This window comes from Janthinobacterium sp. GW821-FHT03C08 (genome assembly GCF_059420905.1).
Genome location: NZ_JBWKUP010000006.1, coordinates 219,517 through 240,608, shown reverse-complemented (window position 1 = coordinate 240,608; position 21,092 = coordinate 219,517). Strand labels below are relative to the sequence as shown.

Sequence of the window (21,092 nt, the reverse complement as noted above, 5' to 3'; positions counted from 1 at the left end):
ATCCTGTAAAAAAACAGCGGGAGTCCCCATGAGCAAGACGCAGCAGGCAATCACGGAGCATGAACGCCAGGGCAGCGCCTGGCAAGGCGCGCCTGCGCCCGACTATCCCGAGAGCGCGCCGGAAGGCGCCACCCTGGACCTGCTGCTGAACGCCTGGCTGGGCAAGTTCACGGGCGGCATTTCCCCCGCTGCGCTGGGCAATGCCTATGCCGACTGGCTCAGCCACCTGGCGCTGGCGCCATCGAAACAGCAAACCCTGCTGCAGGAAGCGTGGAAGAAGATCGGCCGCTGGCAGCAGTACGCCGCGCAGTCGGCACTGTCCGGCGACGCCGGCGCGGCGCCCTGCATCGCCCCGCTGCCGCAGGACCGGCGCTTCGAGGACCCGGCCTGGCAGCGCTGGCCGTACAACCTCGTCTACCAGGGCTTCTTGCTGCAGCAGCAGTGGTGGCACCGCGCCACCACGGGCGTGCGCGGCGTCTCGCCGCACCACGAGGACGTCGTCACCTTCACCGTGCGCCAGTGGCTCGACATGCTGGCGCCGTCGAACTTCATGCTGACCAATCCCGTGGTGCAGCAGGCCACCCTCGCAAGCGGCGGCGCCAACCTGGCGCGCGGCATGGCCCATGTGGCCGAGGACTGGCAGCGCGCCGCCATGGGCGCGCAGGCGCCCGGGCAGCGCACCTATGCCGTGGGCGGCAACGTGGCCGTCACGCCGGGCAAGGTGGTCTACCGCAATGACTTGATCGAACTGCTCCAGTACGCGCCGGCCACCGCCAGCGTGCATGCCACGCCCGTCCTGTTCGTGCCGGCCTGGATCATGAAGTTCTACATCCTCGACCTGTCGCCGCACAATTCGCTGGTGCGCTACCTGGTGGCCCAGGGGCACACGGTGTTCATGATTTCCTGGAAAAACCCGCTGGAGGAAGACCGCGAGCTGTCGCTGGAAGACTACCGCCAGCTGGGGGTGATGGATGCGCTCGACGCCGTGGCCCGCATCACGGGCGCGCCGCAGGTGCACGCGGCCGGCTACTGCCTGGGCGGCACCCTGCTGGCCATTGCCGCCGCCAGCATGGCGCGCGATGGCGACGCGCGCCTGGCCAGCCTTACCATGCTGGCCTCGCAGGTGGACTTCAAGGAACCGGGCGAACTGTCGCTGTTCATCGATGACAGCCAGGTCAGCTTCCTGGAAGCGGCCATGTGGAAGCAGGGCTACCTGGATACGCGGCAGATGGCGGGCGCCTTCCAGCTGCTGCGCTCGAACGACCTGGTCTGGTCGCGCCGGCTGCGCCACTACCTGCTGGGACTCGATGAGCAGGACAGCGACCTGATGGCCTGGAACGGGGACGCCACGCGCATGCCCTGCCGCATGCACTCGGAATACCTGCGCCGGCTGTTCCTGCACAACGACCTGGCCGAGGGCCGCTACCGCACGGCGGGCCGCCACATCGCCCTGCCCGACATCCACGCGCCCATCTTTGCCGTCGGCACCGTGACGGACCACGTGGCGCCGTGGCGCTCCGTGTACAAGCTGCAGCTGCTCACCGATACCGACGTCACCTTTTTGCTCACCTCGGGCGGCCACAATGCGGGCGTCGTCTCGCCGCCGGGCCAGGCGCGCCGCAGCTACCAGCTGGCGACGCACCGCCACGACGAAGCCTACATCGACGCGGACAGCTGGCAGCGCGACGTGCCGCGCCACGAGGGCTCGTGGTGGCCCGCCTGGCAAGCCTGGCTGGCGGCGCGCTCCGGCGCGCAGGCGCCGCCGCCGGCCATGGGGCCCGACCTGGGCGACGCCCCCGGCACCTACGTGCTGCAGCCCTGACCACCGATACCGACAACCGAGGAAAACGCCATGCCCTACACTACCCTGCTGGTCCACGTGGACAATTCACGCCACTGCGCGCAGCGCATCCGCCTGGCCGTGCGCCTGGCCATCGCCGAAGGGGCGCACCTGATCGGTTCGGCCATGAGCGGCATCTCCCGCTACGCCTATGGCGGCGGCGTCAACGCGCTGCAGTTTGCGCCGGCGCAAATGCAGGCGCTGCGCGGCCAGGCCAGCGATGCCCTGCATGCCTTCGAGCGCATCGCCCGCGAAGAGGGCCTGGCCACCTACGAAACGCGCTTCGTCGACGACGACGCGCAGGGCGCGCTGCTGCTGCAGGCCCGCTATTGCGACCTGCTGATCCTGGGCCAGACGGATGCGCAGGACACGCCTTCGCGCGTCATCGCCGGCACCGCCGAATACCTGATGCTCCACTGCGGCCGTCCCGTGCTCATGGTGCCGCATGTGCCGCACGCGCCGTCCGCGGCGCCGGACAGCCTGGCCCGGCACCCCCTGCTGGCCTGGAACGGCAGCGCCGAAGCGCTGCGCGCCATCACGGACGCCTTGCCCCTGCTGCGCCGCGCCCGGCAAGTGACGCTGGCCGTCGTCAATTCGCACCTCCAGCCGGCCGCGCACGGCGAACAGCCGGGCGCCGACCTGGCCCTGTACCTGGCGCGCCACGGCGTCAGCGTCGAGGTGCTGCAGCACGACACGCCGCCGGGCCAGGACGTGGGACAGGCCTTGCTGGCCATGGCGGCGCAGCGGCAATGCGACTTGCTGGTGATGGGCTGCTACGGCCACATGCGCCTGCGCGAAACCTTGCTGGGCGGCGTCACGCGCACGGTGCTGCAGGAGATGACCTTGCCCGTGCTCGTGTCGCACTGACCGCAGCGCCTCAGGCGCCGCCCAGCAGCTCGCAGAAGCGCGGCATGTCCACGTTGCCGCCGCTGATCAAGATGCCCACGCGCTTGCCGCGCAGCTGCTCCTTCATCTGCAGGGCGGCGGCAAAGCCCAGGCAGCCCGTCGGCTCGATCACCAGCTTCATGCGCGAGGCGGCAAAGGCCATGCGCTCGACGAGCTGGGCGTCGCTGACCGTCAGCACGTCGTCCACGTCGCGGCGGATGATGGGGAACGTGAGGCTGCCCAGGTGCTGCGTCTGCGCGCCGTCGGCGATGGTCCTGGGCGTGTCGATGTGCACGATCTGCCCCGAGCGGAACGACTGCTGGCCATCGTTGCCCGCCTCCGGCTCCACGCCGTAGAGCTTGCAATCGGGCGACAGCGCGCGCGTGGCCAGGGCCGAGCCCGCCAGCAGGCCGCCGCCGCCCAGGCACACGAAGAAGGCGTCCAGCGGTCCCGTTTCCTCGAAGAGCTCCTTGGCCGCCGTGCCCTGGCCGGCGATCACGTGCGCATGGTCGTAGGGCGGAATCAGGGTCATGCCCCGCTGCTCGGCCAGTTCGCGGCCGATCTGCTCGCGGTCCTGCGTGTAGCGGTCGTACAGCACCACGTTGCCGCCATAGCCACGCGTGGCGGCGATTTTGGCGGCCGGCGCATCCTGCGGCATGATGATGGTGGCGGGGATGTCCAGCAGCCGCGCCGACAGCGCGATGGCCTGGGCGTGGTTGCCCGACGAGAAAGCCACCACGCCCGCCTGCCGCTGCCGCACGTCGAACTGCGACAGCGCGTTGTAGGCGCCGCGGAACTTGAAGGCGCCCATGCGCTGCAGGTTCTCGCACTTGAAGAAGACGTCGGCGCCAAATTCCGCGTCGACGGTGCGCGAGGTGATGACGGGCGTCCTGTGGGCGTGGCCCGCGATGCGGCCGGCCGCCGCCACGACGTCGGCGTAGGTGGGAAGTGTCAGGTTCTGCATGCTGCGTGCCTTTCAAAAGTGAGGAACGGCCCTACCACGGCCAGGAAATGTCGGTGCCGCTGCCGGCGGCCAGCGCCTGCCGGTACACCAGGCGCGCCACGGTCAGGTCTTGCAGGGCCAGGCCCGTCAGGTCCAGCACGGTGGCGTCGCCGGCGGCCCGCGCCAAGGTGGCGCGCCCGTCGAGCAGGTCGCCCAGGGTCTGGCACGGGATCTCCGGCGCCCATTGCGCCTCGCCGATGCTGCGCGCCTGCACCACGTCGTCGACCACCAGGCGCGCCCGCGCCAGCAAGCCCTCGGGCAGCTCGCGCTTGCCGCGCGTGTCCGCGCCGATGGCGGTGACGTGCGTGCCGGGCCGCACGGCGCCCGCGCTGAACAGGGGAGCGCGTCCCGGCGTGGCCGTGATCACCACGTCGCTGGCGGCGACGGCCGCATCGGCGTCGGGCGCATGGGCGATGGCGATGCGGCCGGCGAAGGCCGCCTCGAAGCCGGCATGCGGCTGGCCGCTCGAGCTGACATAGCGCAGCTGGCGCAGTTGCGGCAGCACGCGCAGCGCATAGCAGGCCTGCGCCGTGGCCTGCACGCCCGTGCCGAACACGCACAGGCTGGCGCTGTCGGGCCGTGCCAGCCGCTGCAGCCCCAGCGCGCCGGCCGCGCCCGTGCGCGCCGTCGTAATGGCATTGCCGTCGATGATGCACACGGGCCGTCCCGTGGCCGGGTCGAGCAGCATGATGGTGGCCTGGTGCGGTTCGCCGCCTGCGGCGCGGTTGGCGGGCCAGAAGCCGGCCGCCTTGAAGCCCAGCAGGTTCTCGGCCGGCACGTCGCCCGCCTTGATGCCGAACACGCCGCCCGTCGCCAGCGCTTCGCGGATGACGGGGAACACGCGGCCCTGCTGGCGGCTGTGCAGCACGAAGGCTTCGCGCACGGCGGCCAGCACGGCGTCGGCCTGCAGGTGGGCGGCGACGGCGGCCGCATCGAGCAGCAGCAGGCGCGCCGCCGAAGGGTCGATGCCGGTAGAAGTATCCATGTGCCTACCTCGCGTAGGTGTAGACGGCGGCGCGCGACACGCCAAGATGCTCGGCGATGATTTCCATGGCGCGGCGCACGTCGAGCAGGCCGGCCGCGCGCAGTTCCTGCAGCAAGGCGCGGCGCGCCGGGGCTTTCAGGGTGCGCGGCGACGCGGCCAGGCGCGCCGCGAACTGGTCGATGCGGGCGCGGATGGCGTCGGCGCCGGCCGGGTCCAGCGATTCGCGCGGCGCGGCGCCCGCGTCGACAGCCACGAACTGGTTCATGGCCGTCTGAAAACCCTGGAACAGGGTCAGGTCCACGTTCAGGCACAGGGCCGCGACGTACTTGCCTTCGCCATCCTTGATGCCGATCGAGGTGCTCTTGGCTTGCCGGCCATCGGCAAACTTGTTCGGGTAGTTCGCCACCACCTGGGCGAAATCCGGGTCGAGGATGCGCGCCAGGCCCAGTTCCGTCGCCGGCTGGCCCACGGTCCGCCCCGACAGGTTGTTGTGGATGGCCAGCACGGCATGCTCGGGCGCCAGCAGGTCGTGCAGCACCACTTCGCAGAAGGGCGCGAAGGTGCGCGCCAAGCCGTCGGCCACCTGCTTGAGCTGCTCGAGCAGCAGGACGTGTTCGGCGTTGCGCGCGGCAGCGGGAGGGGCATCGTGTGTTTTCATGCAGACAGATTATCCAATTCTGGAAAATATGTCAAAGCCTTTTCTTCAGGCGATCTTCACGCCCCGCTCAGCCGCGCTTCATGCGCGCTGCCGATACTGGCTGCTGTCACTTACCCCAGAGGAGCACGCCATGCACCAGTCCAGCGGTCCCACGCCGCATTTCCACGCCCGCAGGCAGGTGCTGCTGGGTATCACGGCCCTGGCCGCGCTGTCCGCCTGCGGCGGCGGGCCGCGCGGCGCCAGCGTCACGGACCGGCAGATCGGCGTCGCCCCCGGCGTCAGCCTGCACGTGCGCGACTGGTCCGCGGCGCCGGGCAGCGGCGGCGACGCCGACGTGATTGTGCTGCTGGCAGGCCTGGGCGGCAACGCCTACGGCTTCGACAGCCTGGCGCCCGCGCTGGCACGCCGCCACCGCGTGCTGGCCATCACGCGGCGCGGCTACGGCTCCTCCGGCAAGCCCCTGCCTGCCGATGCCGCCAGCGATGGCACCTACGCGCCCGCCACCCTGGTAGCCGACCTGCTGGCCGTGCTCGACGCCCTGCGCGTCCGGCGCGTCATCCTGGGCGGCCACTCCGTCGCCGGCAACGAGCTGACCCTGTTCGCCGGCAGCCATCCGCAGCGCGTGCGGGGACTCGTCTACCTGGACACGACCTTCGACTACCTGGCCAGCGGCGGCGATGACGGCGAGTCGGAACCCCTGCCCTTCGAGGCGCCCCCGCCCGGGCCGGCCGACCTGGCGTCGATGGAGGCCTCGATCGCCTATGCCCGGCGGGTCAACAAACAATGGTGGCCGGCGCTGGAGGCGAACTGGCGCGACAGCCTGGAGGTGCTGCCCGGCGGCGCCGTGCGGCCCAATACCGCGCCCGCCATCGCCAGGGCCATGGACATGGCTGCGCACAATTTCTCGCCCGACTACCGCCGCGTGCGCGCGCCGGCGCTGGTCATCACCGTCGATCCCGGCACCTTGCGCAACCTGCTGCCATGGCTGTCGCCGCAGAGCGACCCCGCGGTCCTGGCCACCGGCACGGCGTTTTTCGACGCTTTCCGCCCGCTGCGCCTGGCCGATGGCGAGCGCCTGGCCGCCGCCCTGCCCGGCTGTACCCATCTGCTCATCCGCAACGGCTTTCACAGCGATTTCTTCATCGAACACGAAACGGCCGTGGTGAACGCCATCGAGGCCATGCGCTGGGAAGGTCTACAATGAGCATGCAGCTTCCCGCCGCGCAGCCAGCAGCCCGTGACCGCGCGGCCCTTGCCGTTTCCCTTCGCCACAAGGAGTACCCGCATGAGCAAGCAAGCCACCATCGTCCTCGTCCACGGTTTTTGGGGCGGTGCCGCCCACTGGAGCCGCGTCATCGTCGAATTGCGGCGCCAGGGCCACACGGCCATCCGCGCCGTCGAACTGCCCCTCACGTCGCTGGCCGACGATGCCGAGCGCACGCGCAAGATGGTGGCCCAGGTCGATGGCCCGGTGTTGCTGGCAGGACACTCCTACGGCGGCGCCGTCATCAGCGTGGCGGGCAATGCCCCGAATGTGCAGGGCCTCGTGTACATCGCCGCCTTCGCCCCCGACACGGGCGAAAGCGCGGGCAGCATCACGCAGGAACACCCGCCCCTGGGCGCGGCCAGCCTGGAAGGCGACAGCGACGGCTACCTGTGGGTCAAGGCCGAGCAATACCACGACAGCTTTTGCCAGGACCTCGATGCGGAGGAAGGGGCCGTGCTGGGCGTGGTGCAGAAGGCGCCGCTGGCCAGCACCTTCGGCGACACCGTCAGCGACCCGGCCTGGCGCCACAAGCCCAGCTGGTACCAGATTTCCAGCGCCGACCGCATGATTTCCCCCGTCAACCAGGAGCGCATGGCGGCGCGCCTGCAGGCGAGAAAAGTCATCACGCTCAACGCCAGCCACGCCTCGCTGGCCTCGCGCCCCGTGGAAGTGGCGGCGCTGATCCTCGAAGCGGCTGCGGCGGTGGCGAAGGTATAGCCACAGGCATCGGCAAAAAAAAGGCTCCTGGTTCGCAGGAGCCTTGTGGCATCGGACGCGCCCTGTACCCTGGCTGCACGCTCTGGGGTGGCAGCGGCAGCCGGGCACGGCGCCCACGCCAAGGAGGTTTCAACGCGTTGCCATCGACCGCCTTCACTGGGACAACTTCATCGTAGCAGCAAATCGGGCGGCAAAACTCTCCAATATTTGCATGCCGCCCTACAGCCAGCCGTCGCGCTTCAGGCGCCGGTGCAGCAGGTAGCAGCCGACGAAGATGCCGGCGATGACGGCCGGATAGCTGCCGCGCCATTTCAGCTCCGGCATGAATTCGAAGTTCATGCCGTACAGGCTGAAGACCATGGTGGGCACGGCCAGGATGGCGCCCCAGCCGGCCAGGCGCTTGACCACTTCGTTCTGGCGGATCGAGATCTGCCCCAGCGCCACCTGCATGGCGGAATTGACCATTTCGCGCATCTGCCCCGCCGTGTGCGTGACGCGCTTCACGTGGTCGAGGATGTCGCGGTAATAGATGCGGTTTTCCTTGGGCACGATATCGCCATGGAAACGGATCAGCTGGGTGCAGATTTCATGCAGCGGGTTGACGGCCGCGTCCAGCTTAAGCAGCTCCGTCTTGAGCTGGTAAAAATCCTGCAGCTTGTCCTCGGACAGGCTGGGCTTGAACAGCTGCGTTTCATATTGCTGGAATTTGGCCTGCAAGTGGTCGATGCAGGGCTGGTACTGGTCGACGATGAAGTCGATGATGGAATACAGCACGTAGCCGGGGCCGCTGGCCAGCTTGTCCGGCACGCTTTCCTTGCGCTCGCGCAACTTTGCATAGCCAGCCGAAGGGCCGTGGCGCACGGTGATGATGAAGCGGCAGCCGAGAAAGACGTGGGTTTCGCCGTAGACGATGGCGTCGCCGTCGAGGCTGGCCGTGTGCAGCACCATGAACAGGGTGTCGCCGTATTCCTCCAGCTTGGGCCGCTCGTGCGCCCCTTCCGCATCCTCGACTGCCAGCTCGTGCAAGCCGAAGGCCGACTGCAGCGCCTGCATGGCGGCCGTGTCGGGGCCGGCCAGGCCGATCCACACGAAACAGGCGGGATCGTCGAGGAAGTCGCCTACCTTGTCGATGTCGAAGTGGGCGATCTTGCGGCCATCGCGGTAGGCTTCGCAATTGACGACGGCGGCGTGCTGGCTCAAATCCATGTTGATTTCCAAAAATAAAAGATAGTGACAGCTTATTCCAGGCGAAGTTGTCGCTCTGTTAAGCATTGCACGGTAAAATAATGCATACAGGCATAGTATGGAGGAAACTTAGCAAAAGGACCGCACCTTGCCCAGACTGCCCGCCCCCGACCAGCGCCGCCAGCTGCTGCTGGACCGCCGCGATGAAAAAATGGCCCGCTCGCCCCATGCCTATGTGCGCGGCAATACGGCGCAATACTATGACTGGCTGCAGGCGCAGCCGGGCCACAGCCTGCCCGAAGGCCCGCCCATCTGGATCTGCGGCGACTGCCACGTGGGCAACCTGGGACCGCTGGCCGGTGCCGACGGCAGCGTGGAAATGCAGATCCGCGACTTCGACCAGAGCGTGATCGGCAATCCCGCGCACGACCTGGTGCGCCTGGCCCTGTCCCTGGCGACGGCCGCGCGCGGCTCCTCCCTGCCCGGCGTGGTAACGGCCAGCATGCTGCGTCACTTGCTCGACGGCTATGCCTTTGCCTTCCTGCCCGGCGAATTGCAGCTGGCCCTGCCCCGCCCCGCCGTCGTGCGCTCGGCCTTGCGCGGCGCCGTGCAGCGCTCGTGGAAGGAGCTGGCTGAGGAACGCTTCCTGGAAACCCGGCCCATCATTCCCATGGGGCGCAACTTCTGGCCCATTTCCCGGGAAGAAAAGAAGGCCATTGCCGCCCTGTGCGCCTCGTCCGATCTGCGCGCCCTCGTGACGCGGCTGAAGTCGCGCAGCAAGAAGGTGAAACTGGAAGTCATCGACGCGGCCTACTGGGTCAAGGGCTGCAGTTCCCTGGGCCTGCTGCGCTATGCCGTGCTGCTGGGACTGGGCGACGGCGAATACTGCCTGATCGACATCAAGGAAGCCGTGCAAGCGACCTCCGTGCGCTATGCGCATGCCAGCATGCCGCGCGACAACGCCAAGCGCGTGGTGGCCGGCGCGCGCCACCTGTCGCCCGCCCTGGGCGAACGCACCATGCCGCAGCGCTTCCTGGGGCGCGGCATCTTCGTGCGCGAACTGCTGCCGCAAGACCTGAAGCTGGAAATCGATGAACTGAGCGTGGAAGATGCGGCCAGCACGGCCAGCTACCTGGCCTACGTCGTCGGCTGCGCGCACGCGCGGCAGATGGACTGGTCCACGGGCATGCACTGGATCAAGGAACTGCAGACGGACCGCCACGATGGCAACCCGATTCCCCCCTGGCTGTGGAACAGCGTGCTGCAGCTCATCGCCAGCCACGAGACGGGCTACCTGGAACATTGCCGCAGCTACGCCCAGCGGCGCCAGGGAAGCTGAGACCAGCCGAGGCCGCCGGCACATTGACATTCAGGCATGCCCATGTAAAATGAGAACCATTCGCATTTAAGAAGGACCTGCACGCGCCCTCTCCCAGCGGCATGGAGGACTTCAGCGCCAACCTGGAGTGTGCCGTGACGTTTGCCCTAGCCCCCGCCGCCGAGCCACAAGGCCCGTTTTCCATGAGCCAGCTGTATGGCGAACACCACCCGTGGCTGCTGCGCTGGCTGCGCGGCAAGCTGTCGTGCACGGACCACGCGGCCGACCTGGCGCAGGATACCTTCGTCAAGCTGCTGGCCACGCCGGAGGAACGGAGCTTCACCCTGCGCGAGCCGCGCGCCTACCTGACGACCGTGGCGCGGCGGCTGCTGATCGACCATTACCGGCGCCAGTCGCTGGAGCAGGCGTGGCTGGCCGCCGTGGCGCAGCTGCCCCCGCCCAGCGCGCCGTCGGCGGAGGAACGCCTGCTGATCCTGGAAACCCTGCACCGCATCGACGCCATGCTCGACGGCCTGGGCGCGAAGGTGCGCACGGCCTTTCTGCTGTCGCAGCTGGAAGGCCTGGGCTATGCCGCCATCGCCGCGCGCCTGAACGTCAGCGAGCGCACGGTGAAACGCTACATGGTGCAGGCGCTGACGCAATGCATACTGCTGGCGGCATGAACGCGTCCATCGATGCGCGCGCCGCGCGCGAAGCGGCACACTGGATGGTGCGCCTGCAAAGTGGCGAACTCGACGATGCCGCCCGGCAGGCGCTGGCCCGCTGGCGCGCCGCCCACCCGCACCATGAAACGGCCTGGCAGCGCGCCGAGCACGTCTGCCGCAGCTTCGGCATGCTGCCCGCGCCGCTGGCCACGACCCTGGCCATGCCCGTGCTGGACCGTCCGGCCGGCGCCCAGCGCCGCGCCATGCTGAAGTCCCTGGCCCTGCTGATCGTCGCCGGCCCGGCCGGCTGGGCCATGCTGAGGGCGGCACCGTGGCAGGCATGGACGGCCGACGTGCGCACGGCAAGGGGCGAAATCCGCCACCTCGCCCTGGCCGACGGCAGCGCCCTGAGCCTGAACACGGCCAGCGCCGCCGATATCGTCTTCAGCGATGCGCTGCGCCTGGTCCAGCTGCGCGGCGGCGAGATCCACGTGGCGACCCGCCCCGATGCGCGCCAGCGTCCCTTCATCGTACGCACCAGCAACGGCAGCATCCGCGCCCTCGGCACGCGCTTCACGGTGCGCCAGGACGACAGCCTGCTGGACGCGCGCAGCCACGTGGCCGTGTCGCAGGGCGCCGTGGAAGTGCGGCCCGCCGAGGGCCGCCCCGTGATCGTGCCGGCGGGCTGGCAAGCCAGCTTCGACGCGACACGGGCCGGCGCGCCGCAGCCGCTGGCGCCCCATGCGCACGCCTGGCTCAGGGGCTTGCTGTACGCGGACGCCACGCCGCTGGCCAACGTGCTGGCCCAGCTGGGCCGCTACCGCCACGGCGTCGTGCGCTGCGATCCCGCCGTGGCGCGGCTGGGCGTGTCGGGCGTGTACCGGCTGCGCGACACGGATGCACTGCTGGACCTGCTGCAAGCGTCGCTGCCCATCCGCGTGCGGCGCCACAGCCGCTGGTGGATTTCCGTCGAACCGGCATAAAAATTTTTGAAAAGAATGTCCCTTTCGCGCATGTGCCACGTCAATCCACACAGGACCAACACATGAACGAAGGGAAACACGCAATGCAGCACTACCGCCACACCGGCATCACCCTCACCCTGCTGGGCAGCCTGGCCCTGGCCGCGCCCGCATTCGCCCAACAGCGCCAGGAAGCGCCCGCGCGCCACTACCAGGTGGCGGCCGGCCCCCTCAGCACGGCCCTGTCCGCCTTTGCGGCCGAGGCGGGCGTCAGCATTTCCGGCGCCGCCAGCCTGTACGCGGGCTTGAACAGCCACGGCTTGAACGGCAGCTACCAGGTGGCCGGCGGCTTTGCCCGCCTGCTCGATGGCAGCGGCCTCGTCGCCATCGACCAGGGCGGCGGCAACTACGCCGTGCGCAAGCTGCCGTCCGCCGCCGACGCGGCCACCCTGCCCGGCATCGCCGTGCGCGCCACGGCCGAGCGCAGCCCCGCCACGGACGGCACGGGGTCGTACACGACGCCGGCCACGGCCAGCGCCACGGGCCTGCTGCTGTCGCTGCGCGACACGCCGCAATCGGTCAGCGTCATCACGCGCCAGCGCATGGACGACCAGGACTTGCTGACGGTGCGCGACGTGCTGCGCAACACGCCCGGCATCGCCGTCAACCAGTTCGACACGGAGCGCAGCACGTTTTCCGCGCGCGGCTTCGACGTCGACAATTTCCAGTACGACGGCGTGCCCACCACGTATAAAGTGCAGTATTCGGGCGGCGAATCGGAAATGGATGCGCTGCTCTACGACAGGGTGGAAGTGACGCGGGGCGCCACGGGCTTGCTGACGGGCGCAGGCTACCCGTCCGCCTCGATCAACCTGGTGCGCAAGCGGGCCAGCGCCAGGCAATTCGAGGGGCAGTGGTCGCTGGCGGCGGGCGCGTGGAGCGACTACCGGGGCACCGTCGACCTGGCCGCGCCCCTGAACGCGGACGGCTCCGTGCGCGGCAGGATCGCCGGTGCCTGGCAGGACCGCAAGTCGTTTACCCATGGGTATGCGAACCAGCGCCAGCTGGCCTACGCCACCGTCGAGGCGGACCTGGCGCCCGGCACCGTAGCCATGCTGGGCGCCAGCTACCAGAAGAACGACCCGAAAGGCAGCAACTGGGGCGGCTTCCCCCTGTGGTACAGCGACGGCACGCGCACGGATTTCGACCGCTCCGTGACCACGGCGCCCCGCTGGGCCGCGTGGGCCACGCAGCAGACCAATGTGCACGCCACCGTGGAACACGCGCTGGGCCAGGGCTGGAAGGCGCAGGCGCAAGCCATGTACAGCAAGCACACGGAAGACACGCCGCTGGTATTCCTGGCCGAATGGCCGGACAAGGTCACGGGACTGGGCATGCTGGGCTACCCGAACCGCTACATCGGTGCGCGCGACCAGAGCAGCGCGGATATGAAAATCTCGGGACCGTTCAGCCTGGGCGGGCGCGGGCATGAAGTCATCGTCGGCGCCAGCTACACGGTGCAGCACGCCGAATTCAAGGTCAAGGAAGCGCTCGACCCAGAACCGATCGGCAACTTCCTCGCCTGGGATGGCAGCTATCCGCAACCGGCCTGGGGCGAGCCCGTGCTGTCGGAACAATACACGACGAAGCAATATGGCGCCTACGGCGCGGCGCGCCTGAACCTGGCCGACAAAAGCAAATTGATACTCGGCGGTCGCCTGAGCCGCTGGGACAAGGAGCGCATCGGCTATGACGGCAGCGCCCGCTTCACCTTTGCAAAAAGCAAGTTCGTGCCCTACGCGGGCGTGGTGGTGGACCTGAACGAGACGTATGCCGCGTATGCCAGCTACACGGACATCTTCCGCCCGCAGGAAAACCAGGACCGCGCGGGCGCCTGGCTGGACCCGTTGACGGGGAAAAGCATGGAAATCGGCCTGAAAGGCGAGTTGCCAGGCGGACAATTGAACGGCACCATCGGCATCTTCTCGATCCAGCAGGACAAGCTGGCACAGCCGGACGGCGCCCACCGCGTGCCCGGCACCACCACGCAGGCGTATTACGCGGCGCGCGGCGCCACCAGCCGCGGCATCGAGGGAGAATTGTCGGGCCGCCTGGCGCCGGGCTGGAACGTGACCGCCAGCGCCAGCCACTTCCGCGCCAGGGACCGCGAACAGCAGGACATCAACACCCTCTCGCCCCGCTCCACGGCGCGCCTGTTCACCACGTGGAAAGCGCGCCACGACATCACCGTGGGGGGCGGCGTCAACTGGCAAAGCCGGTTTTATTATGACGGCGAAGGCCCGCGCGGCACGGAGCGCGTGACGCAGCCAGCCTACGCCACGGTAAGCCTGATGGCCACCTGGCAGCTGTCGCGCCAGCTGCTGGCCCAGCTGAACGTGGAAAACGCACTGGACAAGAAGTATATCAACATCAACACCTACGCCCAGGGCACGTACGGCATGCCGCGCAGCGTGCGGGGGACGTTGACGTACCGCTTCTGACGGCATGGCCGGCGGGGCCGCTTGCGTCCCGCTGGCACGCCTTCAGCGCCCAATTGCCATCCAGTAAAAATAGTCGGCCCGTTACCGTTGACAACATGCCATGCTGTTTTTATTTTAACCAATGCCACCGCGCGCCATGCCCTCGTCAAGACATAGGCAAAGCGGCGCTATACATTGCATTTTTCAAGGAAAGCAAGCCGTTCAAGAGCGATACGCCATTTCTTTCGAGGCAACGCTGACCAGCCAGGCCTATTCCAATTTGAACAAGACATTCACGCTCTTTTCCAGGGCGATGCTGGCCGGCGCGCGGACGGCCGAGGCAGGCTCGGTGGGCGGAATAAAGGGCGGCGGCGTGAAACCTTCATTGCTGGAACGTATCATCGCGCGCTCCAGCGACTGGAACGGCACTTCCGAGATGGCCATGACGGACGCGATCTTCCGGTTGAACGACTTGGCGATGCGCGCCGCCTTCGTCTCCGCATCCCTGGCGGCCTTCAATTCCAGGTCGGCAACCAGCGTGTCGTGAGCGCTGGTCCTGAAATCCGTATCGAGCCGGGTGATGTTCTTCATGGCGGCCAGTTCCGACACCAGTGGCGACCATGCCGCCAGATCCCGCACCCACACGCGCAGGTTGCGGTTGATGACATAGGTGGGCGGCGCATCGCGTTTTTCCCTGCTGGAATAATCGAGCGTACGCATGATTTCCGACGCCTGGGTATCGGCCTGCGCAATCTTCACCTTGCCCAGCAACTGGAAGACTTCCGCGACGCCGGCATTGACCACGCCCAGCGTTTTTGCCGCATCGGCGCCCCGGCTGGCGACGGTGATGTCCACGACGGCCATGTCCGGCGACACTTCCACCTGGGCCGTCCCCGTCTGGAAAATGAAGGGATAGTCAGGCAGGGACGAGGCCTGGACGGCCATCTGCACAGTGAACAGTCCGAGTCCCAGTCCCACCACCAGCAACAGCTTGCGTTTCATGCCACTCCCACAGAGTCGATTAAGGTTTCGACAATATAGCAGTCCTGACACAAAACCCCAAGAACCCGGGCATTCCGCTATGCGGGGACGGCGCCCGGCGATGGCGGCAAGGCCGCCAGCAGCTTGTCCAGGGTCAGCGGATACTCGCGCACCCGCACGCCCGTCGCGTTGTAGACGGCATTGGCGATGGCGGCCGCCACGCCGCAGATGCCCAGCTCGCCCACGCCCTTGGCCTTCATGGGCGAGGACATGGGGTCCGTCTCGTCGAGGAAGATGACGTCCTGGTGCGGGATGTCCGCATGCACGGGCACTTCGTAGCCGGCCAGGTCGTGGTTGACGAAAAAGCCGCGGCGCCGGTCGACCACCAGCTCTTCCATCAGGGCCGCGCCCACGCCCATGGTCATGGCGCCGATGACCTGGCTGCGCGCCGCCTTCGGGTTGAGGATGCGGCCCGCCGCGCAGACGGCCAGCATGCGGCGCACGCGCACTTCGCCCGTGTCGCCATCCACGCCCACTTCGACGAAATGCGCGCCAAACGTGGACTGCTGGAATTTCTTGTCGAGGTCGCCGTATTCCATGTGGTCTTGCGCGACGATGTCGCCATGGAAGGCGGCCGCCGCCAGCGGCACGCTGCGTTCGCCCCGGCTGACCTGCCCATCGGCAAAGCGCACCTCTTTCTCGTCGAAATCGAGCTTGCCCGCGATGGCCTGGCGCAGGCGCACGCAGGCCGCATACACGCCCGCCGTGGCGCTGTTGCCACCCCACTGCCCGCCCGAACCGGCCGAGACGGGAAAGTCCGAGTCGCCCAGGCGCACGACCACCTTGCTCAGGGGCACGCCCAACATTTCCGCCGCCGTTTGGGCAATGATGGTGTAGCTGCCCGTGCCGATGTCCGTCATGTCGGTCTCCACGGTGACGATGCCATTGCCGTCCAGGCGCACGCGGGCGGCGGATTTCATCACCAGGTTGTTGCGGAAGGCGGCCGCCACGCCCATGCCCACGAGCCAGCGGCCGTCGCGCCGCATGCCCGGCTGCGACTGGCGCGCCTTCCAGCCGAAGGCCACGGCGCCCGTGCGCAGGCAGTCGATCAGGCGGCGCTGGGAAAACGGCCTGCCCGGTTTCTCCGGGTCCACCTTCGTGTCGTTGAGGATACGGAAGACGACGGGGTCCATCTTTAGCTTGTCCGCCATCTCGTCCATGGCGATTTCCAGCGCCATCAGGCCCGGCGCCTCGCCCGGGGCGCGCATGGCATTGCCTTCCGGCAAGTCCAGCACGGCCAGGCGCATGGCCGTCATGCGGTTGGCGCCCGCGTACAGCAGGCGCGTCTGCATCACGGCCGTTTCCGGCTTGCCGCCTTTCAAGTCGCCGGACCACGATTCATGGCCGATGGCCGTGATCCTGCCGTCGCGCGTGGCGCCGATGCGCAGGCGCTGAATGGTGGCGGGCCGGTGCGTCGTATTGTTGAACATCAAGGGCCGCGTCAGGGCCACCTTCACGGGGCGCTGCGCCGCGCGCGCCCCCAGCGCCGCCAGCAAGGCTTCCGCGCGCACGAACAGCTTGCCGCCGAAGCCGCCGCCGATATACGGCGAGACGATGCGCACCTTCTCCTTCGGCACGCCCAGGGTGCGCGCCAGGTCGCCCCGGCCCCAGTCCACCATCTGGTTCGCCGTCCACAGCGTCACCTTGTCGCCGTCCCAGGCGGCGATCGACGCGTGCGGCTCCATCATGGCGTGCGACTGGTCCGGCGTCGTATAGCTGGCATCAAGGCGCACGGGCGCGTTGGCATAGGCGCCCGCAAAGTCGCCCGTCTGGCTGTCGGGCTGCTCATCTTTGGGCTTGACGGCGCCGCCTTTCGCCTTCGCCAGGTCGAACGCGCCCGGCTGTTCCACATAGCGCACGTCGAGCAGCTGCGCGGCGGAGCGGGCCTGTTCAAACGTTTCCGCCACCACCAGGGCGATGGCCTGGTGGTAATGCTCGATCTGCGGCCCGGCCAGCAGCATCGCCGTGTTCATTTTTCCTTTGCCCAGCTTGCCGGCCGATTCGGCCGTGACCACCGCCAGCACGCCCGGCGCGCGCCGCGCCGCGCTGGTGTCGAGGGCGGCGATGCGCCCCTTGGCAATGGCCGCGCCGACGACATAGCCGTAGGCGGCATGCGGTGCGGCCGCGTGCTGCTCATAGGCGTAGGGGGCCGTGCCCGTGGTTTTCAGGGGACCGTCGATGCGGTCCGTGGGCCGGCCCACGACTTTCAGCTGGTCGATGGGATTGGTGGTGGCGGGTGTGGAAAATTTCATGGCCCTAGCCTTTCTGCGCAGCGGCGTCAGCCATCACGGCGGCGATCGTGCGCTGCGCGAGGATGGTCTTGAAGGCGTTGTCCGCCGTGGGATGGGCGCCGGCCAGCAGGCGTTCGCTGACGGCAGCCGAGCCATTCGGTATCGCCTGCTCGGCGGCGGCGATCCGCCACGGCTGCGGCGCGACGCCGCCCAGGGCCAGCCGTCCCGTGCCATCAGGCAAGATAATCGCCGCCACGGAGACCAGCGCGAACGCGTACGAGGCGCGGTCGCGCACCTTGCGGTAGACGTGCGTGCCGCCGGTAGGCCGGGGCAAGGTGACGCTGGTGATCAATTCGCCCGGCTGCAGCACGGTTTCCACGTGGGGCGTGTTGCCCGGCAAGCGGTAGAAATCGGCGATGGGGATGCGGCGCGTGCTGCCGTCGGCCCGCACCGTGTCGATGCCCGCGTCGAGCACGCGCATGGCCACGGCCATGTCGCTCGGGTGCGTGGCGATGCACGCATCGCTGCCGCCCAGAATGGCCAGCGGCCGGCTGAAGCCGCCGATGGCCGAGCAGCCGCTGCCCGGCACGCGCTTGTTGCAGGCCTGGTTCGTGTCATAGAAATACGGGCAGCGCGTGCGCTGCAGCAGGTTGCCCGCCGTCGTCGCCTTGTTGCGCAATTGCGCCGAGGCGCCCGCCAGCAAGGCGCGCGACAGCACGGCATACTCGCGCCGCACGGCGGGATGGGCCGCCAGCGCCGTGTTGCGCACGAGGGCGCCGATGCGCAAGCCGCCGTCCGCCGTCGTTGCCACGGTATCGAGGGCCAGGCCATTGACATCGATCAGATGCGCGGGCGTCTCGATTTCCAGCTTCATCAGGTCGAGCAGATTCGTGCCGCCCGCGATGAATTTGGCGCCCGGCGTGTGCAAGGCGGCAGCCGCCGCTGCGGCCGGCGTGGCCGCCTTCTGGTAGCTGAATACCCTCATGCCGGCCTCCCCGCCACCTCGGTGATGGCGTCGATGATGTTGGAATAGGCGCCGCAGCGGCAGAGATTGCCGCTCATGCGCTCGCGCAACTCGTCCGGCGTCGCCTGCGGCGGCGCGCCCAGGTCCGCGCTGACATGGCTGGGGATGCCCTGGCGGATCTCGCCCAGCGCGCCGACGGCCGAGCAGATCTGCCCCGGCGTGCAGTAGCCGCACTGGTAGCCGTCATGCGCGATGAAGGCCGCCTGCATCGGATGCAGTTTCTCGGGCGTGCCCAGGCCCTCGATGGTGGTGACCCTGGCGCCGTCGTGCATCACGGCCAGGGTCAGGCAGGCATTGATGCGCTGGCCGTCCAGCAGGACGGTGCAGGCGCCGCACTGGCCGTGGTCGCAGCCCTTTTTGGTGCCCGTCAGGTGCAGGTGTTCGCGCAGGGCGTCAAGCAGGGTGGTGCGCGTATCGAGTTCCAGGCTGTGGCGCCGGCCGTTGATGTCCAGGTTGACTTTCATCAACACGGGCGGCGGGGAGGCGCCTGCCTGGGTGGCCGTGTTGACCGCTTCCGCCGCACCCGCCACGCGGGGCACTGCCACGGCCGTGGCCGACAGCGCGCCGGCGATCAGCAGGCCGCGCCTGCCCGTATTGACCTGATCGGCTTGCTCATTGAACTGCGTCATGTCGCGCTTCCTCCTGGCGGTTGGCTGGGCGGGCGCATGCAGGCCCGACGTCCCAGTCTGGCGGCGGGACAGGCCCCCGTCTGTACGCGAACGTACGTTCATCCGCACATCGCGCCGCCGGGAGGAGACGGCCGGGGCAAGACGATACACGTCCGGCATGACGGCTTCGTGACATTGCCTCTGGCCAAAATTTCCTCATGCTGGACGCCGGGAACGGCGCGTATTTCGGCTACACTGGCTGTCACTCTGCCTTTCATACGCCCGATGATCGAAAAGAACCTGCCCGAACTGGTCATGCTGAAGCGCCTCATCGACGAGGGCGGCAGCCACCTGGAAGTGGCCACGCCCTGCAGCATCGCCATGGATGGGCGCCAGTTTCCCGTGTACGCCATTACCTTGGGCAATCCCAGCCCCGACGTGCCCGCCCTGGGCTTCTTTGGCGGCATCCACGGACTGGAACGCATCGGCACGCAAGTGCTCCTGTCCTTTCTGGAAAGCATCATTGCCCGCCTGCGCTGGGATGCCACCCTGCACCAGCAGCTCGAATCGATGCGCCTCGTCTTCATGCCGCTGGTCAATCCGGGCGGCATGTGGCAAGCCACGCGCAGCAATCCGCGCGGCGTGGACCTGATGCGCAACGCGCCGCTGAGCGCGCGCGAGCGCGTGCCGTTCATGCTGGGCGGACAGCGCTACAGCCCCCGCCTGCCCTGGTACCGGGGCGCGTTTGACGCGCCGATGGAGCAGGAAAGCGCCGCCGTGTGCGACCTCGTCGAGCGCGAACTGCTGTCGCGCCAGTTCAGCATCGCCCTCGACTGCCACTCCGGCTTCGGCCTGCGCGACCGCCTGTGGTTTCCCCACGCGCATACCAAGGTGCCCATCGCCCACCTGGCGGAGATCGGCGCGCTGGAAGAGCTGTTCAGCGAAAGTTACCCCAACCACAACTATGTGTTCGAGCCGCAAAGCCGGCAGTACCTCACGCACGGCGACCTGTGGGACTATCTCTACCTGAACGGCACCAGCTACAGCGGGCGCGTCTTCCTGCCCCTGACCCTGGAAATGGGCTCCTGGCTGTGGGTCAAGAAAAATCCGCGCCAGCTGTTCAACCGTGTCAGCATCTTCAACCCGACGGCCGCGCACCGCCTGCAGCGCGTGCTGCGGCGCCACCTCGTGTGGTTCGACTTCCTCATGCGCGCCGCCAGCAGCCACGGCCGCTGGGTGCCGGAAGGCCTGGCGCGCAAAGCCCAGCGCCGGCGCGCCCTGGCGCTATGGTATGAATCATGACGCAGATCAATAAGCGCGAACACTGGGTCCTGCTGCGCGGCCTGATGCGCGAACAGCGCCACTGGGGCGCCTTCCCCGCCACCCTGGCGCGCGCCCTGCCCGGCGCCACCATCCTCACGCCCGACCTGCCCGGCAACGGCACGCGCCATGGGCAGGACAGCGCCACGCGCGTAGCCGACATGGTGGATGCGTGCCGCCGGCAGCTGTCGGCGCAGGGCGTCGCCGCGCCCTACCACCTGCTGGCCCTGTCGCTGGGCGGCATGGTGGCCGTGGACTGGGCGCACCGCTACCCGCAGGAAATCGCCCGCTGCGTGCTGATCAACACCAGCATGCGTCCGTACAGCCCGTTTTACCGGCGCCTGCGCTGGCAGAATTACGGCGCCCTGCTGCGCCAGCTCTGCCTGGGCGACGCGCGCAGCCAGGAAGCCCTGATCCTGCGCCTGACCAGCCGCCGCCACGGCGCGGGCGATGCGGCGCTGCTGGGCAGCTGGCTGGCCTTCCAGCGGCAATACCCCGTCAGCCGCCGCAACATCCTGCGCCAGCTGCTGTCGGCCGCCCGCTACCGCGCCCCCGCCAGCCGCCCCGCCATGCCCGTGCTCGTCATGGCCGGCGCGCAGGACCGGCTGGTGGACCACCGCTGCTCGCAGCAGCTGGCCCGCGCCTGGCAGGCGGACTGCCTGATCCACGGCGAGGCGGGCCACGACCTGCCGCTCGACGAGGGGGAATGGGTGGCGCAGTCGGTGGCGCGCTGGCTGGGCGCGGCGGTGCCGGACAAGACAAGGAAAACAGCCGCGCGATGACCATGCGGACGACAGACTGTCCCGCCGCGGCGCCTGGCACGCACAGGGGCCGGTCATCTGAAAAAAAGTGCAACTCATGCCCCGATTCGTGCCGTTCGTCGCATTTCCCGCCCAGCATGGC

At 68.5% G+C, this 21,092-nt stretch carries 18 protein-coding genes; 10 read left to right on the top strand and 8 right to left on the bottom strand.

Going from position 1 to position 21,092, the window contains the following annotated elements; translation table 11 throughout:
* Nucleotides 1-28 precede the first annotated feature (28 nt).
* Both AC07VL_RS10530 and AC07VL_RS10525 read left to right on the top strand, forming a co-directional pair.
* On the top strand, nucleotides 29-1,822 hold the full coding sequence (locus tag AC07VL_RS10530; protein ID WP_494805780.1) for a PHA/PHB synthase family protein: 1,794 nt from the start codon (nucleotides 29-31) through the stop codon (nucleotides 1,820-1,822).
* Nucleotides 1,823-1,852: 30 nt separating this feature from the next.
* Nucleotides 1,853-2,707, top strand: a complete 855-nt coding sequence (locus AC07VL_RS10525) for a universal stress protein (protein WP_494805779.1) — start codon at nucleotides 1,853-1,855, stop codon at nucleotides 2,705-2,707.
* A 10-nt stretch (nucleotides 2,708-2,717) separates the two neighbouring features.
* Here AC07VL_RS10525 and AC07VL_RS10520 read toward each other — a convergent pair whose 3' ends face one another.
* Genes AC07VL_RS10520 through AC07VL_RS10510 form a run of 3 tightly spaced genes read right to left on the bottom strand, consistent with a single transcriptional unit; the run spans nucleotide 2,718 to nucleotide 5,371 of the window.
* Nucleotides 2,718-3,689, bottom strand: coding sequence for a threo-3-hydroxy-L-aspartate ammonia-lyase (locus AC07VL_RS10520; RefSeq protein WP_494805778.1), 972 nt, complete (start codon nucleotides 3,687-3,689; stop codon nucleotides 2,718-2,720).
* Between the two features lie 31 nt (nucleotides 3,690-3,720).
* Nucleotides 3,721-4,713, bottom strand: a complete 993-nt coding sequence (locus AC07VL_RS10515; RefSeq protein ID WP_494805777.1) for an ornithine cyclodeaminase family protein — start codon at nucleotides 4,711-4,713, stop codon at nucleotides 3,721-3,723.
* Between the two features lie 4 nt (nucleotides 4,714-4,717).
* Nucleotides 4,718-5,371 carry a helix-turn-helix transcriptional regulator gene (locus AC07VL_RS10510; protein ID WP_494805776.1) on the bottom strand — a complete coding sequence of 218 codons (654 nt, stop codon included), beginning with the start codon at nucleotides 5,369-5,371 and terminating at the stop codon, nucleotides 4,718-4,720.
* A 130-nt stretch (nucleotides 5,372-5,501) separates the two neighbouring features.
* Here AC07VL_RS10510 and AC07VL_RS10505 point away from each other — a divergent pair, with 130 nt between their 5' ends.
* Together AC07VL_RS10505 and AC07VL_RS10500 are read left to right on the top strand one after the other, a co-directional pair.
* Nucleotides 5,502-6,575, top strand: a complete 1,074-nt coding sequence (locus tag AC07VL_RS10505; protein ID WP_494805775.1) for an alpha/beta fold hydrolase — start codon at nucleotides 5,502-5,504, stop codon at nucleotides 6,573-6,575.
* 81 nt (nucleotides 6,576-6,656) lie between these two features.
* A complete protein-coding gene (locus AC07VL_RS10500) occupies nucleotides 6,657-7,355 on the top strand; it encodes an alpha/beta hydrolase (protein WP_494805774.1) in 699 nt (232 codons plus the stop codon).
* A 219-nt stretch (nucleotides 7,356-7,574) separates the two neighbouring features.
* Here AC07VL_RS10500 and AC07VL_RS10495 read toward each other — a convergent pair whose 3' ends face one another.
* Nucleotides 7,575-8,561 carry a magnesium and cobalt transport protein CorA gene (locus AC07VL_RS10495; RefSeq protein WP_290602602.1) on the bottom strand — a complete coding sequence of 329 codons (987 nt, stop codon included), beginning with the start codon at nucleotides 8,559-8,561 and terminating at the stop codon, nucleotides 7,575-7,577.
* Between the two features lie 127 nt (nucleotides 8,562-8,688).
* Between AC07VL_RS10495 and AC07VL_RS10490 the strand changes: the two genes are divergently transcribed.
* The 4 genes from AC07VL_RS10490 (at nucleotide 8,689) to AC07VL_RS10475 (ending at nucleotide 13,986) form a co-directional block, all read left to right on the top strand.
* On the top strand, nucleotides 8,689-9,879 hold the full coding sequence (locus tag AC07VL_RS10490) for a DUF2252 family protein (protein ID WP_494805773.1): 1,191 nt from the start codon (nucleotides 8,689-8,691) through the stop codon (nucleotides 9,877-9,879).
* Between the two features lie 182 nt (nucleotides 9,880-10,061).
* Nucleotides 10,062-10,541, top strand: coding sequence for a sigma-70 family RNA polymerase sigma factor (locus AC07VL_RS10485; protein WP_494805858.1), 480 nt, complete (start codon nucleotides 10,062-10,064; stop codon nucleotides 10,539-10,541).
* Complete coding sequence (locus AC07VL_RS10480) at nucleotides 10,520-11,506, top strand: FecR domain-containing protein (protein WP_494805772.1); 987 nt, start codon at nucleotides 10,520-10,522, stop codon at nucleotides 11,504-11,506. The genes AC07VL_RS10485 and AC07VL_RS10480 overlap by 22 nt, the downstream gene beginning before the upstream one ends.
* A gap of 62 nt (nucleotides 11,507-11,568) precedes the next feature.
* Nucleotides 11,569-13,986: a TonB-dependent siderophore receptor gene (locus AC07VL_RS10475; protein ID WP_494805771.1), complete on the top strand. Its 2,418-nt coding sequence runs from the start codon at nucleotides 11,569-11,571 to the stop codon at nucleotides 13,984-13,986.
* 249 nt (nucleotides 13,987-14,235) lie between these two features.
* Here the strand turns inward: AC07VL_RS10475 and AC07VL_RS10470 are convergent, their stop codons facing one another.
* The 4 genes from AC07VL_RS10470 to paoA all read right to left on the bottom strand — a co-directional run bounded on the left by AC07VL_RS10470 (nucleotide 14,236) and on the right by paoA (nucleotide 18,890).
* Nucleotides 14,236-14,967 (bottom strand): SIMPL domain-containing protein, encoded by a 732-nt coding sequence (locus AC07VL_RS10470; RefSeq protein WP_494805770.1) that lies wholly within the window; start codon nucleotides 14,965-14,967, stop codon nucleotides 14,236-14,238.
* Nucleotides 14,968-15,044: 77 nt separating this feature from the next.
* Nucleotides 15,045-17,258, bottom strand: a complete 2,214-nt coding sequence (gene paoC, locus AC07VL_RS10465; protein ID WP_494805769.1) for an aldehyde oxidoreductase molybdenum-binding subunit PaoC — start codon at nucleotides 17,256-17,258, stop codon at nucleotides 15,045-15,047.
* Nucleotides 17,259-17,262: 4 nt separating this feature from the next.
* Entirely contained in the window at nucleotides 17,263-18,222 is a 960-nt protein-coding gene (locus AC07VL_RS10460) for an FAD binding domain-containing protein (RefSeq protein ID WP_494805768.1), read from the bottom strand.
* The gene (gene paoA / locus AC07VL_RS10455) at nucleotides 18,219-18,890 is read right to left on the bottom strand and encodes an aldehyde dehydrogenase iron-sulfur subunit PaoA (protein WP_494805767.1); all 672 of its coding nucleotides are present in this window, start codon (nucleotides 18,888-18,890) and stop codon (nucleotides 18,219-18,221) included. The genes AC07VL_RS10460 and paoA overlap by 4 nt, the downstream gene beginning before the upstream one ends.
* A gap of 264 nt (nucleotides 18,891-19,154) precedes the next feature.
* Between paoA and AC07VL_RS10450 the strand changes: the two genes are divergently transcribed.
* Entirely contained in the window at nucleotides 19,155-20,171 is a 1,017-nt protein-coding gene (locus AC07VL_RS10450; RefSeq protein ID WP_494805766.1) for a M14 family zinc carboxypeptidase, read from the top strand.
* A complete protein-coding gene (locus AC07VL_RS10445) occupies nucleotides 20,168-20,971 on the top strand; it encodes an alpha/beta fold hydrolase (protein ID WP_494805765.1) in 804 nt (267 codons plus the stop codon). The genes AC07VL_RS10450 and AC07VL_RS10445 overlap by 4 nt, the downstream gene beginning before the upstream one ends.
* The last annotated feature ends 121 nt before the right edge of the window (nucleotides 20,972-21,092 follow it).

What these genes read in the sequence shown, in the direction of transcription:
- AC07VL_RS10530 (WP_494805780.1), top strand. Translation starts at nt 29, where the DNA reads ATGAGCAAGACGCAGCAGGCAATCACGGAGCATGAACGCCAGGGCAGC.
- AC07VL_RS10525 (WP_494805779.1), top strand. Translation starts at nt 1,853, where the DNA reads ATGCCCTACACTACCCTGCTGGTCCACGTGGACAATTCACGCCACTGC.
- AC07VL_RS10520 (WP_494805778.1), bottom strand. Translation starts at nt 3,689, where the DNA reads ATGCAGAACCTGACACTTCCCACCTACGCCGACGTCGTGGCGGCGGCC.
- AC07VL_RS10515 (WP_494805777.1), bottom strand. Translation starts at nt 4,713, where the DNA reads ATGGATACTTCTACCGGCATCGACCCTTCGGCGGCGCGCCTGCTGCTG.
- AC07VL_RS10510 (WP_494805776.1), bottom strand. Translation starts at nt 5,371, where the DNA reads ATGAAAACACACGATGCCCCTCCCGCTGCCGCGCGCAACGCCGAACAC.
- AC07VL_RS10505 (WP_494805775.1), top strand. Translation starts at nt 5,502, where the DNA reads ATGCACCAGTCCAGCGGTCCCACGCCGCATTTCCACGCCCGCAGGCAG.
- AC07VL_RS10500 (WP_494805774.1), top strand. Translation starts at nt 6,657, where the DNA reads ATGAGCAAGCAAGCCACCATCGTCCTCGTCCACGGTTTTTGGGGCGGT.
- AC07VL_RS10495 (WP_290602602.1), bottom strand. Translation starts at nt 8,561, where the DNA reads ATGGATTTGAGCCAGCACGCCGCCGTCGTCAATTGCGAAGCCTACCGC.
- AC07VL_RS10485 (WP_494805858.1), top strand. Translation starts at nt 10,062, where the DNA reads ATGAGCCAGCTGTATGGCGAACACCACCCGTGGCTGCTGCGCTGGCTG.
- AC07VL_RS10480 (WP_494805772.1), top strand. Translation starts at nt 10,520, where the DNA reads ATGCATACTGCTGGCGGCATGAACGCGTCCATCGATGCGCGCGCCGCG.
- AC07VL_RS10475 (WP_494805771.1), top strand. Translation starts at nt 11,569, where the DNA reads ATGAACGAAGGGAAACACGCAATGCAGCACTACCGCCACACCGGCATC.
- AC07VL_RS10470 (WP_494805770.1), bottom strand. Translation starts at nt 14,967, where the DNA reads ATGAAACGCAAGCTGTTGCTGGTGGTGGGACTGGGACTCGGACTGTTC.
- paoC (WP_494805769.1), bottom strand. Translation starts at nt 17,258, where the DNA reads ATGAAATTTTCCACACCCGCCACCACCAATCCCATCGACCAGCTGAAA.
- AC07VL_RS10460 (WP_494805768.1), bottom strand. Translation starts at nt 18,222, where the DNA reads ATGAGGGTATTCAGCTACCAGAAGGCGGCCACGCCGGCCGCAGCGGCG.
- paoA (WP_494805767.1), bottom strand. Translation starts at nt 18,890, where the DNA reads ATGACGCAGTTCAATGAGCAAGCCGATCAGGTCAATACGGGCAGGCGC.
- AC07VL_RS10450 (WP_494805766.1), top strand. Translation starts at nt 19,155, where the DNA reads ATGATCGAAAAGAACCTGCCCGAACTGGTCATGCTGAAGCGCCTCATC.
- AC07VL_RS10445 (WP_494805765.1), top strand. Translation starts at nt 20,168, where the DNA reads ATGACGCAGATCAATAAGCGCGAACACTGGGTCCTGCTGCGCGGCCTG.